Origin of the sequence: Siansivirga zeaxanthinifaciens CC-SAMT-1, assembly GCF_000941055.1 — a bacterium.
Taxonomy (GTDB): Bacteria; Bacteroidota; Bacteroidia; order Flavobacteriales; family Flavobacteriaceae; genus Siansivirga; species Siansivirga zeaxanthinifaciens.
Genome location: NZ_CP007202.1, coordinates 1,525,928 through 1,541,807, shown reverse-complemented (window position 1 = coordinate 1,541,807; position 15,880 = coordinate 1,525,928). Strand labels below are relative to the sequence as shown.

15 protein-coding genes are annotated in these 15,880 nt (G+C 33.5%); 2 read left to right on the top strand and 13 right to left on the bottom strand.

Going from position 1 to position 15,880, the window contains the following annotated elements; translation table 11 throughout:
* Positions 1-3: 3 nt before the first annotated feature.
* Complete coding sequence (rimO, locus tag AW14_RS06900; protein ID WP_044638148.1) at positions 4-1,308, bottom strand: 30S ribosomal protein S12 methylthiotransferase RimO; 1,305 nt, start codon at positions 1,306-1,308, stop codon at positions 4-6.
* 137 nt (positions 1,309-1,445) lie between these two features.
* Between rimO and AW14_RS06895 the strand changes: the two genes are divergently transcribed.
* Positions 1,446-2,543, top strand: a complete 1,098-nt coding sequence (locus tag AW14_RS06895; RefSeq protein ID WP_044638147.1) for a serine hydrolase domain-containing protein — start codon at positions 1,446-1,448, stop codon at positions 2,541-2,543.
* A 20-nt stretch (positions 2,544-2,563) separates the two neighbouring features.
* On the opposite strand, the gene AW14_RS06890 is transcribed toward AW14_RS06895, so the two are convergent.
* From AW14_RS06890 to AW14_RS06845, 11 genes are all read right to left on the bottom strand, one after another.
* Positions 2,564-3,760: an IS256 family transposase gene (locus AW14_RS06890; protein WP_044637031.1), complete on the bottom strand. Its 1,197-nt coding sequence runs from the start codon at positions 3,758-3,760 to the stop codon at positions 2,564-2,566.
* A 133-nt stretch (positions 3,761-3,893) separates the two neighbouring features.
* Complete coding sequence (locus AW14_RS06885) at positions 3,894-7,133, bottom strand: S41 family peptidase (RefSeq protein WP_044638146.1); 3,240 nt, start codon at positions 7,131-7,133, stop codon at positions 3,894-3,896.
* A gap of 17 nt (positions 7,134-7,150) precedes the next feature.
* Entirely contained in the window at positions 7,151-8,779 is a 1,629-nt protein-coding gene (locus AW14_RS06880) for an amidase family protein (RefSeq protein WP_044638145.1), read from the bottom strand.
* 93 nt (positions 8,780-8,872) lie between these two features.
* On the bottom strand, positions 8,873-9,826 hold the full coding sequence (gene ftsY / locus AW14_RS06875) for a signal recognition particle-docking protein FtsY (protein ID WP_044638144.1): 954 nt from the start codon (positions 9,824-9,826) through the stop codon (positions 8,873-8,875).
* Positions 9,827-10,021: 195 nt separating this feature from the next.
* Complete coding sequence (locus tag AW14_RS14680) at positions 10,022-10,174, bottom strand: DUF4295 domain-containing protein (protein ID WP_084708807.1); 153 nt, start codon at positions 10,172-10,174, stop codon at positions 10,022-10,024.
* A gap of 46 nt (positions 10,175-10,220) precedes the next feature.
* Positions 10,221-10,403 (bottom strand): 50S ribosomal protein L33, encoded by a 183-nt coding sequence (gene rpmG, locus AW14_RS06870; RefSeq protein ID WP_044638143.1) that lies wholly within the window; start codon positions 10,401-10,403, stop codon positions 10,221-10,223.
* A 24-nt stretch (positions 10,404-10,427) separates the two neighbouring features.
* Positions 10,428-10,664: a 50S ribosomal protein L28 gene (gene rpmB / locus AW14_RS06865; RefSeq protein ID WP_044638142.1), complete on the bottom strand. Its 237-nt coding sequence runs from the start codon at positions 10,662-10,664 to the stop codon at positions 10,428-10,430.
* 82 nt (positions 10,665-10,746) lie between these two features.
* Positions 10,747-11,997, bottom strand: coding sequence for a competence/damage-inducible protein A (locus tag AW14_RS06860; protein WP_044638141.1), 1,251 nt, complete (start codon positions 11,995-11,997; stop codon positions 10,747-10,749).
* 2 nt (positions 11,998-11,999) lie between these two features.
* On the bottom strand, positions 12,000-12,341 hold the full coding sequence (locus tag AW14_RS06855; protein ID WP_044638140.1) for a hypothetical protein: 342 nt from the start codon (positions 12,339-12,341) through the stop codon (positions 12,000-12,002).
* Positions 12,342-12,953 carry a fumarylacetoacetate hydrolase family protein gene (locus AW14_RS06850; RefSeq protein WP_044638139.1) on the bottom strand — a complete coding sequence of 204 codons (612 nt, stop codon included), beginning with the start codon at positions 12,951-12,953 and terminating at the stop codon, positions 12,342-12,344.
* A gap of 31 nt (positions 12,954-12,984) precedes the next feature.
* Positions 12,985-13,761, bottom strand: a complete 777-nt coding sequence (locus AW14_RS06845; RefSeq protein ID WP_044638138.1) for a 3'-5' exonuclease — start codon at positions 13,759-13,761, stop codon at positions 12,985-12,987.
* A gap of 72 nt (positions 13,762-13,833) precedes the next feature.
* On the opposite strand from AW14_RS06845, the gene AW14_RS06840 reads away from it, so the two are divergent.
* Positions 13,834-14,466 carry a glutaredoxin family protein gene (locus AW14_RS06840; protein WP_044638137.1) on the top strand — a complete coding sequence of 211 codons (633 nt, stop codon included), beginning with the start codon at positions 13,834-13,836 and terminating at the stop codon, positions 14,464-14,466.
* On the opposite strand, the gene AW14_RS06835 is transcribed toward AW14_RS06840, so the two are convergent.
* Positions 14,463-15,875 carry a dihydrolipoamide acetyltransferase family protein gene (locus AW14_RS06835; RefSeq protein WP_044638136.1) on the bottom strand — a complete coding sequence of 471 codons (1,413 nt, stop codon included), beginning with the start codon at positions 15,873-15,875 and terminating at the stop codon, positions 14,463-14,465. The two genes, AW14_RS06840 and AW14_RS06835, sit on opposite strands and share 4 nt — an antisense overlap.
* Between the last annotated feature and the right edge of the window lie 5 nt (positions 15,876-15,880).

The following is a 15,880-nucleotide window of genomic DNA, read 5'->3' as shown; positions in this document are numbered from 1 at the left end:
TTTTCAACTAATTACTTCGGCGTATAAATCGAAATCTGCAGCATCAGTAATTTTCACCGTTGCAAATTCTCCTGTTTTTAAATATGTGGTTGTAGCATCAATAAGCACTTCATTATCAACATCTGGCGAATCAAATTCTGTACGACCTACAAAGTAATTACCTTCTTTTCTATCGATAACGACTTTAAACGTTTTACCAATTTTTTGCTGATTTAATTCCCAAGATATTTGCGATTGAATTTCCATAATTTCATTGGCACGTTCTTGCTTTACTTCTTCAGGCACATCATCCTCTAAGGTGTAGGCATGTGTGTTTTCTTCATGACTATAAGTAAAACAACCCAGACGCTCAAAACGCATGTCTTTAACCCATTGTTTTAAGATTTGATAATCGGCTTCCGTTTCACCCGGATAACCAACAATTAAAGTGGTACGAATCGTTATATCTGGAACCGCTGCTCTAAACTCTTGAAGTAACTTGGTAGTTTTCTCCTTGGTAGTTCCGCGGCGCATACTTTTTAAAATAGCATCAGAAATGTGTTGAAGCGGAATATCTAAATAATTACAAATTTTAGGCTCGCGATTCATAACATCTAAAACATCCATAGGAAAACCTGTTGGAAAAGCATAATGCAAACGAATCCATTCGATACCTTCAACTTTAACAAGCGCTTCAAGTAATTCTGCCAGATTACGTTTTTTGTATAAATCGAGTCCGTAATAGGTTAAGTCTTGTGCAATTAATATCAATTCTTTTACACCTTTAGCAGCTAATTTTTCTGCCTCTGTAACTAAATCTTCTATTGGTGTACTCTTGTGTTTTCCGCGCATTAAAGGAATGGCGCAAAAACTACAAGGACGATCGCAACCTTCGGCAATCTTTAAATATGCATAATTTTTTGGGGTTGTTGTTAAACGCTCTCCAATTAATTCATGTTTATAATCGGCACCCAAAGCTTTTAATAAACCTGGTAATTCTGTAGTACCAAAATACTGATCTACATTGGGTATTTCCTTTTCTAAATCTGGCTTATATCTTTCAGAAAGACAGCCAGTAACGAACACTTTATCTACTTCTCCATCCTCCTTTTTTTGCATAAATTCCAAAATGGTATTAATACTTTCTTCTTTGGCGTTATTAATAAACCCACAAGTATTAATTACAACAATATTACCTTCTTCTTCATGAACTACATCCTTACCACTGGCTTTTAATTGCCCCATTAAAACTTCGCTGTCGTAAACGTTTTTACTACAACCAAGCGTTACTACATTTATTCTGTTTTTTTTAAGAGATTTTGTTCGCATACTTTCTATAAATCAGGGCGCAAAGATACACAATGATTATGGATTAACGAATGCTATTTAACGATTAAGATAAGGCATTGATACACATTAATTAAACCTTTAATATATTAGTGAGTCTAATACACAAATCTACTTTTATGAAAAAGCATCTTATTTTTGTACTTATAAGTTTTACTTTAATTTTAAGCTGTTCAAAAGATGACAATCCCCTAGATACCAATATTAATGATGAATCTATTTATTTTCCGCCTATAAACTCGAGTTCTTGGGAAACAAAATCCATATCAGAATTAGGTTGGAACCAAAACGCCTTAGCACCATTATTAAATTATTTAGAAACTAAACACACCAAAGGTTTTATTATTTTACACAACGGAAAAATTGTTGTTGAAGCTTATTTTAATAACCATAGTGCAAGTAAAATTTGGTATTGGGCAAGTGCCGGCAAGACGTTAACTACTGCTGTATCTGGTATTGCACAAAATGAAGGTTTTATAAATATAAATAACAAAGTATCTACTTACCTTGGAACGGGTTGGACTAGCGCTCCTTTGGAAAAAGAAAATTTAATAACTTGTAAAAACCTTCTTTCTATGAATTCGGGCTTAGATGATACTGCAGGTGATGTGGTCTCGCCTGAAAACCTAAAATACATTGCCGATGCTGGCACACGATGGGCATATCATAATGTATATGTTAAAATGCAAGATGTTATTGCTGCATCAAGTAAACAAACCTGGACCAACTATTTTAACCTGAAATTGAGAGATAAAATAGGCATGACTGGTAACTGGATAGATTTAAATAGTTTAAGCGTTTACTGGAGCGACACCCGAAGCATGGCACGTTTTGGATTATTAACCTATGCCAAAGGGAAATGGGAAACCACACAAATTGTTCCCGAATTGTTTTTAAATGAAGCTACCAATACCTCACAAAATATTAACGAAGCTTATGGTTACTTATGGTGGTTAAACGGAAAATCTACTTATCATTTACCGCAAACTCAATTTGAATTTAAGGGGAGTCTAATACCTGATGCGCCTCAAGACATGTATGCCGCTTTGGGTAAAAACGACCAAAAATTATATATCGTACCTAGTAAAAAACTGGTAATTGTTAGAATGGGTGATGTTGCCGATGGTGAAAATTTTGCTTTATCTAATTTCGATAATGATTTATGGAAAAAAATAAATGATTTGATAAGACACTATCCCGTAAAGTGTGTAAGTTAAAAATCGAGGGTTTAACTTTTTTAAAGTTGAACCCTTTTTTCAAATATAGTTAAAAACTGGTTTAAAATAATGCCCCAGTTCCTAATAGGCATCGACCATTTTTTGGTAGCCTCTCTAAGGGCTAAAAAAGTGGACTTCATAACAGCTTCATCTGTTGGGAATGAGAGCTTGTTTTTAGTGTATTTTCTGATTTTTCCATTAAGGTTTTCAATAAGGTTCGTAGTGTAAATGATTTTTCTAATTTCTAAAGGAAATTCATAGAAAGCGGTAAGTTCTTCCCAGTTATCTCTCCAGCTTTTAATAGCGTAAGAGTACTTGTGTTCCCATTTCTGAGCAAAGTCTTCTAGGGCGGCTTTTGCTGCACTTTTGGTGGGTGCATCGTAGATGCTTTTCATGTCCTTTGTAAATTCTTTCTTGTCTTTCCAAACAACATACCGACAAGCATTACGAATCTGGTGTACCACGCAGATTTGGGTTTTAGATTCAGGAAAAACGTTTTTAATGGTGTCGGTAAAACCGTTAAGATTATCTGTGGCCGTGATAAGCAAATCCTGAACGCCTCTGGCTTTCATATCGGTTAGTACACTCATCCAAAAGGCTGCCGATTCATTCTTCCCCAACCAAAGCCCTAAGACTTCCTTTTTACCATCTCTACGCAGTCCTACGGCGATGTACATGGTTTTGTTAATGACTTTGGAGTTCTCCCGAACCTTAAATACGATGCCATCCATCCAAGTAATTAAATATACGGGCTCCAGAGGTCTGTTTTGCCAAGCAACAATATCATTGGTAACTTTATCTGTGATACGTGATATGGTAGATGTGGATACATCAAAATCGTAAACTTCTCGGATTTGCTCTTCAATATCAGAATTACTCATACCCTTGGCATAAAGGCTGATAATGACGTTTTCTATGCCATCAACCATGTTAGTGCGTTTAGGAACCAGCATAGGGTTAAAAGAAGCGTCCCGGTCTCTGGGAACTTTAATATTAGTCTCTCCTAAAGCTGTTTTTATCTTTTTAGACCCATAGCCGTTACGGGTATTGCTATTATCGGATTGCTGATGCTTCTCATAGTCTAAATGAGCATCAAGTTCCCCTTCTAGCATCTTTTCAATACCTCGCTTTTGAATGGATTTTAGAAAGGAGGTCAGTTCGTCTCCTGTTTTAAACTGTTTTAAAAAATCGTCGTTTAGAAAATCTTCTTTCTTCATAAGTGTGTAAATTTTAAAATTAAACAAAAAAATATCGAGGGTTGCAACCCTCGATATTTTTAACTTTACACACTTTGTGAGATACTACCTTTGATAAATTAAAAAAAGCTTCCAAAATTGGAAGCTTTTTTATTTACTCTTTTATATCTGAGAGTAATTCTTTAACTGCTGTTTGTAACTGTGGGTCCTTCCCACTTAAAAAGTCGTTATAGGGTAAAGGTACTTCAATATCTGGGTTTACTTGTAAATTTTCGGTTGGTCTTCCCTCCGCTCCAATAGTAGCAATCATAGGAATACCAAAAACAATGGTTGGATCTATTTGACGTTCCCACCAAACTGCTGTTCCTGTACCTGGAACTGGCATACCAACAAGTTTTCCTAAACCATTCTGTTTGTATATATATGGAAAAATAAAAGCATCACTGTAATTAGACTCACTCATGATAACGATGCTCGGTTTGGTCCAACGTGTTAATGATTCTCCGCCTTTTAACAAATTGCCTTGAGGCGCTAATTTTAAATATAAATTTCCACTTAAAAAGGTGTTTAAATCGTCATGAAGCCAGCCGCCTCCATTGAATCGCGTATCGACAACTAGGGCTTTTTTATCTCTATTTTTACCCATAACATTATCGAAAACTTCTCTAAAACTACCATCATTCATACCTCTAACGTGCACATAACCTAATTTACCATTACTTAGAGAATCTACTTTGTGCTCCATTAACTTCACCCAACGTTTGTACATGAGTTCAGATTGCATTCTCATAGATACAGGTTGTACTTTTTCATCGAAAATAGTCGTTCCATTTTTTACTGTTAACAGTATATTTTTTCCATTAATGTTGTTTAAATACTTGTTCCAGTTATCATCTGCTTTTATTTCTTCTCCATTAATTTTTAAAATAACAGCACCCTTTTTTATCTTACTTTCTGCATTATCTAAAGGGCCTCCAGACAAAACCTCACTAATTTTAATACCATCTCCAGTATAATTTTCGTCGAATAAAAGTCCAAGTGAAGCAGTAACATCGGCATTTTTCGCCCTATGAGTGTAACGCCCACCTGTATGAGATGCATTTAGTTCGCCTAGTAATTCACTTAATAGTTGTTGAAAATCGTAATTATTGTTTATGTATGGTAAAAATTTAGCATATTCATCATGATACATTTGCCAATCTATACCATGAATATTAGGGTCGTAAAATTTCTTTTTTAACTGTAACCAGGCATGATCAAAAATATATTGACGCTCTCCGGCTGCATCTAATAGCATGTCGCCATCAATTTTAATATTTGTAGTTTTTCCTGTATCGGCATCAAGTTTAATAATTTGACCATTATTACTTAAAAACAAGGTTTTATTATCTTCACTTATTTGAATTCCGCTAGGGGAACCACCAAGTTTGGCTAAAATTTTGGTTTCTTTAGTTCTTGGTTCTGTTACCCATACATCATAGCCTTTTTCGAATTCTGATAAATAATAAAGTTTACTAGCATCTTTATTTAAAACATAACCACTTATATTAGAACTGTTTATAGTAAGCTTTATTTTTCGATAATCAAGATTCTCTAAATTAATTTTTAAATCTTCAACTTTCTTATCCTTAGCATTTTTTTTATCTTTCTTTTTATCGTCTTCTTTTTCTTCAGAATCTTTTTTAGTTTCTTTTTCCTTTTCTTTAAAAAGTTCATATTCCTCCTTACTTAATATATAAGTATCGAAAGCTTTCTGGTCTAAGAATACAGCATAAATATCAGACTCACTACTTCCATTATACGCTAAAGATTTTTCACCATCTCTGGAGCTTGCATAAACCATCATTTTTCCATCTAAAGCCCAATGTGGTTCATTTTCGCCAAAACCACTATTCACAGGATATATAAAATCTCCAGTTCCATCTGCTTTAAGCAGTGCTGTATTTCTGGTAAAACCAAAGCCTTTTTGGTCTGAAACAAACAACCATTTACTATCTGGACTCCATTCAAAATCCCAATCACCATCAGAATAAGAATAATTATGCCCTTCAGGGAGTATGGTAACTTCTTTTTTGGTTTCTATATCTAAAACCTGCAAGATATTTCTATCCTTTACATATGCTACTTTTTTTCCATCTGGTGCATATTTTGGTTGATATTCCTCAGCCGATGTAGCAATTAATGGCTCCGTTTTAAGAGTTGTACTTGCAAAAAAATAGGTTTCTTCGGGTCTGGTTAAAGTTACTTTATAGATATTCCAACTGTTATTACGTTCACCAGAAAACAATAAGGTTTTACCATCTGGCGACCAATTAACCATGCGTTCTTGCTCTGGTGTATTGGTGATGCGTTTTGTGCGAGAATCATCAACCCCTGTTACAAAAACTTCACCACGGTTTACAAAGGCTATTTCTTTTCCATTTGGACTAACTTTAAATTCACTTACATCATTAATATCAACATTTTTTATGGTTTCGTATGCAGAATCATCTTTTACTCGTATTGATATTTTCCTTGGTTCACTTCCTTCAGAAAAGGTATAAATACTTCCTTTCCATGTGAACGCCATCGTATTGTTTTTTGAAATGCTTAAATGCCTTACTGGGAAATCTTCAAAATTAGTGAGTAACACATCTTTTTTAGAGCTTAAATCCATTTTATACAGATTTTGAGTACCATTTTTTTCATTCAAATAATAAATAGAGGACGCATTATTATTAAAAACAGGCTCTCTATCTTCGCCAACAAAATTTGTTATTTGGGTGTACGTGTTTTTGTTGACATCAAAAATCCAAATATCGCGAGTTACGGAAGATACATGATGCTTTCGTAAATCGTCTTCGTAACCTTTTCTGTCTTGAAATACTATTTTTGTACCGTTGTTATTATATCGAGCACTTTCTGCTCCTGCAGCCGACACTAAAATTGGTCTCCCACCTGTAACGGGTATTTTATACAAATTTAGAAACAATCTGGGTGAAGGAAACCGTACACTAGCTGCTGGAGCTTCTCTTCCGCTTCCAAAAAGCACCTCTTGATCATCTACTGTAAAATCGTTAGGGAAATCGTTGGCACTGTTAAAAGTTAATCTAGTTGACAAACCTCCTTCAGCGGGTATTGTAAAAACATCAAAATTCCCGTAACGGTCGCTTGCAAAGGCAATTGTTTTACCATCGTGACTGTAAATAGGGTACCCATCGTAAGCATCGCCTGTGGTTATTGCAACTGCATCGCCACCATTTGAGCTTACACGATATAAGTTACCATGATAACTAAAAACGATGGTGGAACCATCGGGAGAAATACAAGGATTACGTAACCATTGTGCTTCATCTTGAGCTTGAACATTCAAATAATTCAATAAAAATAAAGCTATTATAAAATATGTTTTCATTAGGTTGATATGTTATTTTAATTATAATTACTAGGTGTTTTGCGCATTTTTGATACTTGCTCGTAAGCATAAGCCCATTGCAGTAATTGCTTTTCTGACAAAGGTTTACTAATAAATGTAAAGCCTTTTGGCGTGCCGTTTTTCATATACCCCATTGGAACTGTTATAGCTGGGTATTCTGCAACTGCAGCAAAAGCAGCGTGGTAATTATTAATAGATAAAAATCCATCTAAATTATAAGTTTCCATAGGTTTATCAAAAAACAACCTGCCACTTGTTTTTAAGGTGTCTTTTATGGCTTTAAATTCGGTGTCGGTAGCCATATCGGCAATAATACCTCTAAATAAAGACTGTCCGTAAGGCATGATATTTAAGGAGTCTTTTTTATTATACGCCATAACATCTTTAACCGATTTTACTTCTATCGATTTATTTGCCCAAGTATTTAAATAAACTGGCAAATCATTTTTCATGTCTAGATTAAGAAGTCTTAAAAAATTAGGCAATCGCATGTTATCTTCATCAATTACAATTACCAAAGCACCTTTAGATTTTAATTTATTTATAGCTGAAACATATAATGAATCTTGCATTAATCTTTTAAAAGCCCCAAAACGTTTCCCCGATAAACTACTTTCATTTAAATCATCAAAATAATTTGAAGTATGAGGTATTTTTATTGATTTCGAATCGGTCGCATCAAATCCCACCATGGCATCTAACAAAATGGCATTATCTATAACATTTTTAGTCATCGGCCCGGGTGTATCTAGGGTTGAAGAAATTGGCACAATCCCACTTCTGCTTAATAAACCAATAGTTGGTTTTAATCCCACAACAGAATTTGCGCTGGAAGGCGATAAAATAGATCCAGAAGTTTCGCTACCTACGGCTGCCGCACAAAAATTACTAGCTACTGTCACGCCACTTCCAGAACTCGATCCGCCAGTATCGATGGATCTTCTTCCATACGGATTAAGTGTTTGTCCGCCAACGGCACTATATCCACTTGGACAATCGCCACAGAAAAAATAAGCCCATTCGCTTAAATTGGCTTTTCCTAAAATTAATGCGCCGTTACTTTTTAATTGTTTTACAATAAAAGCATCGTCGGTTGTGTTATTTTGCAATACAACAGCACCTGCCGTTGTGGGCATATTTAAGGAATTAATATTGTCTTTTAATAAAATAGGCATACCAAAAATGGCATGTTTAAACTTTCTGTTTAATAATGCTTTATCTTTTTGTTTTGCTTCTTTAATAACAAAAGGATTTAGAGAAATAACCGAATTTAAAGACAAATTATTTTCTCTATCATACTTTCGAATACGATATAGATAGAACTTAGTTAAATTCTCGTATGTAAGTTTATGCTCTTGAATATTTTTTTGGATAGTTAAAATGTCTTGTTCAAGAATAAGAGGCTTTAAACGGTTGTAGACCTCTTCAGTAAAGGTTTTTAGATCTTTATTGAAAGGTTCCCAGAGTTGAGATGTATTAATGTATTTGGAATCTAAGACTTTAAATTCGCGGAAATCTTTTACTCTAACCGAATCGGGATTTGACACATCTGTTTGTTTTATTTCTATTTTACTTTTACAAGCACTTATAGTAATTACAAACAATAGTAATACAATGCGATTCATAGCTTTTTTTCATTAAAAATAGTGAAAATATATGAGTACATCATTCTTTTAAAACAACGTATCGTACTATTTAGTAATAAAAAAAAGTTAAAATTATTTAAAAAAGGAATCTACAAACTCAAATTTATTGAAGACCTGTAAATCTTCAATGCCTTCTCCCACTCCAATATATTTTACAGGAATTTTAAATTGATCGGAAATTCCAATAACAACACCGCCTTTAGCAGTACCATCTAATTTAGTTACAGCTAAAGATGTAACCTCGGTAGCAGAAGTAAATTGCTTGGCTTGTTCGAAGGCATTCTGTCCCGTAGAGCCATCTAAAACCAACAAAACATCGTGTGGAGAATGATCTACTACTTTTTGCATGACACGCTTTACCTTGGTAAGCTCGTTCATTAAATTTATTTTATTGTGCAAACGACCAGCGGTATCGATAATAACAACATCGGCATTTTGACTCACAGCGCTTTTTAATGTATCGAAAGCAACAGAAGCCGGATCACTACCCATAGATTGTTTAACCAAAGGAACACCTACTCGATCGGCCCATACTTGCAACTGATCGATTGCTGCCGCTCTAAAAGTATCGGCTGCACCTAAAACAACATTAAGTCCTTGTTTTTTAAATTGATAAGCTAATTTGCCAATGGTTGTTGTTTTACCAACACCATTAACACCAACCACCATAATTACATGCGGTTTATTAGCTTGTGGAATATTAAACTCTGTTTCCTCTCCTACATTGGTTTCACTTAATAATCCAGCAATTTCTTCACGCAAAATAACATTAAGCTCGTCTGTTCCTAAATATTTATCTTTAGATACACGTTCTTCAATACGCTCAATAATTTTAAGTGTCGTATTAACGCCTACATCACTAGAAACAAGTACTTCTTCTAAATTATCTAAAACCTCATCATCTACTTTAGATTTACCTGCAACGGCTTTACTTAATTTCCCAAAAAAACTAGTTTTAGATTTTTCAAGTCCTTTATCTAAGGTTTCTTTTTTTTCTGAAGAAAATATTTTTTTAAAAAAACTCATGTCTTATTCGATTGGTTGATTACTAAATTTATTTAACTAAAAATGATATTGTATTACATACAAAAACACTTAATTGCCAAACAATTATCTTACCATAAATTAATACTGTTATTTTGACAGTACACTTCAAATATAAATATAAAAAAGCTGCTTTCTAATAAGAAAGCAGCTTTAAATATTGTAAAAAAGAAAATTTTATTTTTCTTTTAAAAAGTCATCTACAAATTCTGGAGCCATAATAGACTCTACAAACATATAAGCTCCTGTTTTTGGTGATTTCACCATTTTGATAGCTTTTGTTAATCTTTTAGAAGATGTTTGTAACGATGCTACTGTTTTCTTTGCCATGATTCAAATGTTTTTTATTTGGAATTTACAATTGTAAAATTCTAAATTATTTAATTTCTTTATGAACAGTCATACGCTTAAGAATTGGATTAAATTTTTTAATCTCCATTCTGTCTGGCGTATTCTTTTTATTTTTAGTTGTAACGTATCTTGAAGTTCCTGGTTGTCCAGATTCTTTATGCTCAGTACATTCTAAAATTACCTGTATTCTATTACCTTTCTTTGCCATTTTCTTTACTTATTAATGTGGCTATTATTTTAAAAATCCTTTAGACTTTGCATCTTTAAGTGCCGCAGAAATACCTATCTTGTTAATAGTTTTTAGTGCAGATGTAGAAACCTTTAAAGTTATCCAGCTGTCTTCTTCTGGAATGTAAAAACGTTTCTTTACTAAATTCGCGTTAAATTTGCGTTTAGTTCTATTTAATGCATGAGACACGTTGTTTCCAACCATTGCCTTCTTTCCTGTAAGTTCACAAACTCTTGACATTCTATATAACTTTAAATTTCTTGTTGCTTAAAATCGAGGTGCAAATATACAAATACTTTGCTTTATAGCAACTTAATTTTTATCAATTTTTAAAAATTTCTTTTAATAGCATTTCCAAAGCCTTATTTACCGCTTTATCAATGACTTTAATTCTTTGATTTCCCAACATAAATTTATCTGAATAAACGCCGTTTTTTGTTGCAATAGCAACGAAAACGGTTCCAACTTCTGCTTCAGATTCTCCTTTGGTTGGACCTGCATTTCCTGTGGTAGCAACGGCATAATCTGAATTAAATAATTTAAGCGCATTTGCTGCCATAGCCTCACAAACAACCTTACTTACAACAGAATGCGCATCAATATCTTCTTTAGAAACCCCCAGAAGATTCATTTTCGATTCTGTAGAATAGGTAACCACACCGCCTTTAAAGTAAGATGATGCTCCAGAATTGGCTGTAAATTGTTCAGCGATTTTACCGCCGGTACAACTTTCGGCAATGGCCAATGTTTTTTCTAATTTGGTTAATTGATTGGCTATAACCAATTCAACTGAACCTTCATCACCTTCGAAACCTGCAAATTCATCTTTAATTAAAGGAATTACTTTTTGAATTTGATCTTCAACACCTTTAATAACTTCCATTTGACTCGATCCTTTAGAAGATAATCTTAAACGCATTTTACCCAAACTTGGCAAATACGCTAATTTGATGTTTTTAGGCAGCTCGTTTTCCCAAGTTTCAATACGTTCGGCTAGAGCACTTTCTCCAAGACCATACACCAATAAGGTTTTATGAAGTATATACGGACAATTAAATTTGCTTTTTAACTTCGGAATAACTTCCCCGGTAATTAAGGCATTCATTTCATGGGGAACACCCGGAAGCGATATAAAAACTTTATCTCCTTTTTCCATCCACATACCAGGAGCGGTACCTAAAAGATTCATTAATACCTTAGATTTTGAAGGCACAAGAGCTTGATCTTTATTAACTTGCAGTAGATGCCCGCGCACGTGTGTAGCCCAAATATTTTCTATATTTTTCAAGACAGCATCAGATACTACTAAAGTATCATTAAAATATTCGGCAATTGTTTTTTTTGTAATATCGTCTTTTGTGGGTCCTAAACCACCTGTTAAAATAACAATATCAACACGAGTTTCAGCATCGGTTAATGCTCTAATAATATGTTCTTTATCGTCTTGAACCGAAGTGATTTGGTATACAGAAATTCCAATTTTATTAAGTTGTTTCGCTATAAAAGCCGAGTTTGTATCAATCACCTGACCAATTAACAACTCATCTCCTATAGTAATAATTTCTGCTAGCATTCTTATAAATTAAAATCTAATTTCATTTCGTTAACGGTATTTTCTACCGCAGTTAAAACCGTATGCAATTGATTTGTGATATCCATTTCCTTTTTTTCAAATTTGCCCCAATCTTGTACCTCTATTAAAATATCAAGCACGCCAAGTTCAAACAAATCAATCGTTGGTTTCATTTTATGTGCTGCTTGATACGCTTCAAAATAATTTTTATCTGCTACAGCTTTTTTTAATCGTTCGGCATCTTCTGGAACCTCTTCAAGAAAAGCACCAACCAAGGTTGCTACAAATTCTTCATCGTTATCTGCCAACTCTCTTACTCTAATTAATTTATAATGTTGTTCCATTTATTTAACTGTTATTGAAAACATTTCTTGAGTTCCTATAAATCCTTTTAGCTTATCATTAGCTTCAACCTTACCTACTCCAGAAGGTGTACCCGTAAATATAATATCTCCTATCTTTAAAGTGAAATATTTTGAAATATATTCGATAAGTTCATCAATTTTCCAAAGCATGTGGCTTGTATTTCCTAATTGTACAATATTTTCATTTTTTTTTAAGGAAAATTCAATAGCATTGACATCAGAAAAATTAGAAACAGGCAACCAATTGCCTATTACAGCCGAACCATCGAAAGCTTTTGCTTTTTCCCAAGGCAAACCTTTTTCTTTTAACCTTGCTTGTAAATCGCGGGCGGTAAAGTCGATGCCCAAACCTATTTCATCGTAATATTTGTGTGCAAATTTCCTGTCTATGTGCTTTCCAATTCTATTAATTTTTACAAGAATTTCAACTTCATAATGCACATCATTTGAAAAATCTGGAATAAAGAAAGGTTGTTTTTTTAGTAATATTGAAGTGTCTGGTTTTAAAAAAACAACGGGATCTGTTGGTTTTTCATTCTCCAATTCTTTTATATGTTCGGTATAATTTCTACCAATACAAATGATTTTCATTTTTATTATAATTTATTAGATGAAATTGAACTCAACCTAATTTGTTATTAAAATTTCTCAACTTAATAGATGTGAGTACTTTTTTGGTATACAATGGGAAGTCTGCGTTTAGTAACCACCCAAAATAACCTGGTTCACTTTCTAAAACCTCTGTAACTAATTTACCTTTATGCTTTCCGAAAGAAAAACATTCATCGCCATTTTTATTATAAACAATAAATCCCGCAAAATCTGCAAATTGTTTTCTTGAACTAAAATCTGCTAAAAATTTGGTATCATTTTCTATTTCATCATACTTGGCAATTTGCGCTTTTAAAACTTCGTAAGTCGCTTTTGTGTCTGCTTCGGCGCCATGAGCTCCTACCAATTCTTCGTTGCAATAAAATTTATAGGCTGCAGAAAGGGTGCGTTGTTCCATTTTATGAAAAATAGTTTGCACATCTATGGCTACACGATTTTTCATATCAAAATCTATTTCCGAGCGCAATAATTCTTCTGCCAGAAGCGGAATATCAAATCTGTTGGAATTAAATCCACCCAAATCTGAATCCTTTATCATATTATAAACTTCTTTTGAAATTTCCTTAAATGTTGGTTTATCGGTCACATCTTCGTTTGATATACCATGGATAGCCGTAACTTCTTTAGGAATAGGAATCGTAGGATTCACCACCCAAGTTTTACTCTCTTCTTTACCGTTAGGATAGACTTTTAGTATTGAAATTTCGACGATTCTATCGGTTGTGATGTTAACACCTGTTGTCTCTAAATCGAAAAAACAAATGGGTTTGGTTAAATTTAATTGCATTACTTTTGTTCGAGTTTTTAAAAATAAACTTTTATTTTTTCGCTAAATTCGTAATTTATATTAATAAATCTAATGAAATCTCTCAGTATTTCCCTTTTTATTTTACTCTTCACTACATCGTTAATTGCCCAAAACCAACATAAATTTGTTAGTTTAAAAGAAAAGAAGACAGGAAAAAGATTAGAACTTATTGCTGTTAACAAGGACTCTATAAGTTATGATGTTTTTTTAAGAGTAACAACCGATGATTACAGACGAACCAGCTTAAGACCGATTTTAAAAACTTTACCTCCTAATTCTGAAACCAAACTACTTACTATGGTTTTACTAGACGGAAAAGCAGGTATATACAATTCTACATTTATTGTTAATGAAGTTAGCTATGACTTTTCATTAAGAAAAGACAAACAGGATATTAACTTTAAAATAGACGAATCTTTAAAAAACAAAACCATAACTATGTTCACCAAAGACCATTGCGTTTTGTGTAATGATTTAAAAACTATTTTAAATAATAATGGGTTGAAATATCAAGAATACAACATTAGCAATGATACACTTAACTTAATTAGACTTGCTAATGAATTGAAAACAAACAAAATAAAAGAAACCTCGCATTTACCCGTTTTCAAAATAAATGATTCATTGTACACTAAAATTGAATCGAAAAGTGATTTATTAGAGGCAGTAAGAGAAAAACTTTAAATTTCTCTTTTCATATCCCAAGCTTCTAAATAATCTTTAACGGCTTTCACAAACATACCACCAAGAGCGCCATTAACAACGCGATGATCGTAAGAGTGCGATAAAATCATTTTATAACGAATACCTATAAAATCGCCTTCGGGTGTTTCAATTACCGCAGGCATTTTTCTTATGGCTCCTAAGGCTAATATTCCAACTTGTGGCTGATTAATAATAGGTGTTCCCATAATACTTCCAAAACTACCTACATTGGTAACTGTATAAGTTCCACCTTGTATCTCGTCTGGTTTTAGTTTATTAGTTCTCGCTCTGTTAGCCAGGTCGTTAACCTGTTTTGTCATTCCAACCAAATTAAGCTGATCGGCATTTTTTATTACAGGAACAATTAAATTTCCATCCGGCAACGCTGCTGCCATTCCTAAATTTATATGTTTCTTTTTAATTATTTTATCTCCTTCTAGTGAGATATTCATTAATGGATAATCACGAAGTGCTTTGGCAATTACCTCCATAAAAATTGGAGTAAAGGTTAAATTTTCGCCTTCGCGCTTAGCAAAGGCATCTTTAACTTTTGCGCGCCATTTCCAAACATTGGTGACATCGGCTTCAATAAAACTTTGCACATGAGCCGAAGTATTAATAGATTCCATCATATGATGAGAAATAATTTTTCCCATACGGGTCATTTCAATTATTTCGTCGCCACTGTTTGTAAGCAAGGTTTTTGTCGCTTCCTTTTCAGAAGAAACAACTTCAACTACTTTTTCGTTATTTACTTTTGCTTCAACAACTCTTTCCTGAGGCACGTCCGCTTGAACAACCGCCTCTGCTTTTGGTGGTGTTTGAGCGGGTTGCACTTCTTTTATAGAAGCGTCAAGTTTTAAATTACCTCTATTAGCTACGTAATCTAATATATCATTTTTTGTAACACGGCCATCTTTACCTGTTCCTTTTAAAGCATCTAATTCTTCTTGAGAAACACCTTCTTCTTTAGCTATGTTTCTTACTAAAGGCGAATAGAATCTATCATCAGTAGAAACGACAGGCTCTAAAACTTCTCTAGCTTTTACAATAGTTTCTACGACTTTATCTATTGAAACGGTATCTTGGTAATCTACATTTTGTGTAGACTCTGTTTCTATTTCTAAATTTTTATTTGGCGTATTAGAACTTGTTTCTATAATGGCAACAACCTGACCTACCTGAACTACATCATTTACTTTAAATAATTTTTCAACTAAGATACCTTCTTCTTCACTTGGTACTTCGCTATCGACTTTATCGGTTGCGATTTCAAGTACAGCTTCATCTAATTCTACAGTATCTCCAACTTCTTTTAACCAAGATGTTATGGTTGCTTCTGCAACACTTTCTCCCATTTTTGGTAATTTCAGTTCAAATCTTGCCATATTTA

Excerpts from the sequence above, each read along its gene's own strand:
- rimO (WP_044638148.1), bottom strand. The coding sequence starts at position 1,308 with ATGCGAACAAAATCTCTTAAAAAAAACAGAATAAATGTAGTAACGCTT.
- AW14_RS06895 (WP_044638147.1), top strand. The coding sequence starts at position 1,446 with ATGAAAAAGCATCTTATTTTTGTACTTATAAGTTTTACTTTAATTTTA.
- AW14_RS06890 (WP_044637031.1), bottom strand. The coding sequence starts at position 3,760 with ATGAAGAAAGAAGATTTTCTAAACGACGATTTTTTAAAACAGTTTAAA.
- AW14_RS06885 (WP_044638146.1), bottom strand. The coding sequence starts at position 7,133 with ATGAAAACATATTTTATAATAGCTTTATTTTTATTGAATTATTTGAAT.
- AW14_RS06880 (WP_044638145.1), bottom strand. The coding sequence starts at position 8,779 with ATGAATCGCATTGTATTACTATTGTTTGTAATTACTATAAGTGCTTGT.
- ftsY (WP_044638144.1), bottom strand. The coding sequence starts at position 9,826 with ATGAGTTTTTTTAAAAAAATATTTTCTTCAGAAAAAAAAGAAACCTTA.
- AW14_RS14680 (WP_084708807.1), bottom strand. The coding sequence starts at position 10,174 with ATGGCAAAGAAAACAGTAGCATCGTTACAAACATCTTCTAAAAGATTA.
- rpmG (WP_044638143.1), bottom strand. The coding sequence starts at position 10,403 with ATGGCAAAGAAAGGTAATAGAATACAGGTAATTTTAGAATGTACTGAG.
- rpmB (WP_044638142.1), bottom strand. The coding sequence starts at position 10,664 with ATGTCAAGAGTTTGTGAACTTACAGGAAAGAAGGCAATGGTTGGAAAC.
- AW14_RS06860 (WP_044638141.1), bottom strand. The coding sequence starts at position 11,997 with ATGCTAGCAGAAATTATTACTATAGGAGATGAGTTGTTAATTGGTCAG.
- AW14_RS06855 (WP_044638140.1), bottom strand. The coding sequence starts at position 12,341 with ATGGAACAACATTATAAATTAATTAGAGTAAGAGAGTTGGCAGATAAC.
- AW14_RS06850 (WP_044638139.1), bottom strand. The coding sequence starts at position 12,953 with ATGAAAATCATTTGTATTGGTAGAAATTATACCGAACATATAAAAGAA.
- AW14_RS06845 (WP_044638138.1), bottom strand. The coding sequence starts at position 13,761 with ATGCAATTAAATTTAACCAAACCCATTTGTTTTTTCGATTTAGAGACA.
- AW14_RS06840 (WP_044638137.1), top strand. The coding sequence starts at position 13,834 with ATGAAATCTCTCAGTATTTCCCTTTTTATTTTACTCTTCACTACATCG.
- AW14_RS06835 (WP_044638136.1), bottom strand. The coding sequence starts at position 15,875 with ATGGCAAGATTTGAACTGAAATTACCAAAAATGGGAGAAAGTGTTGCA.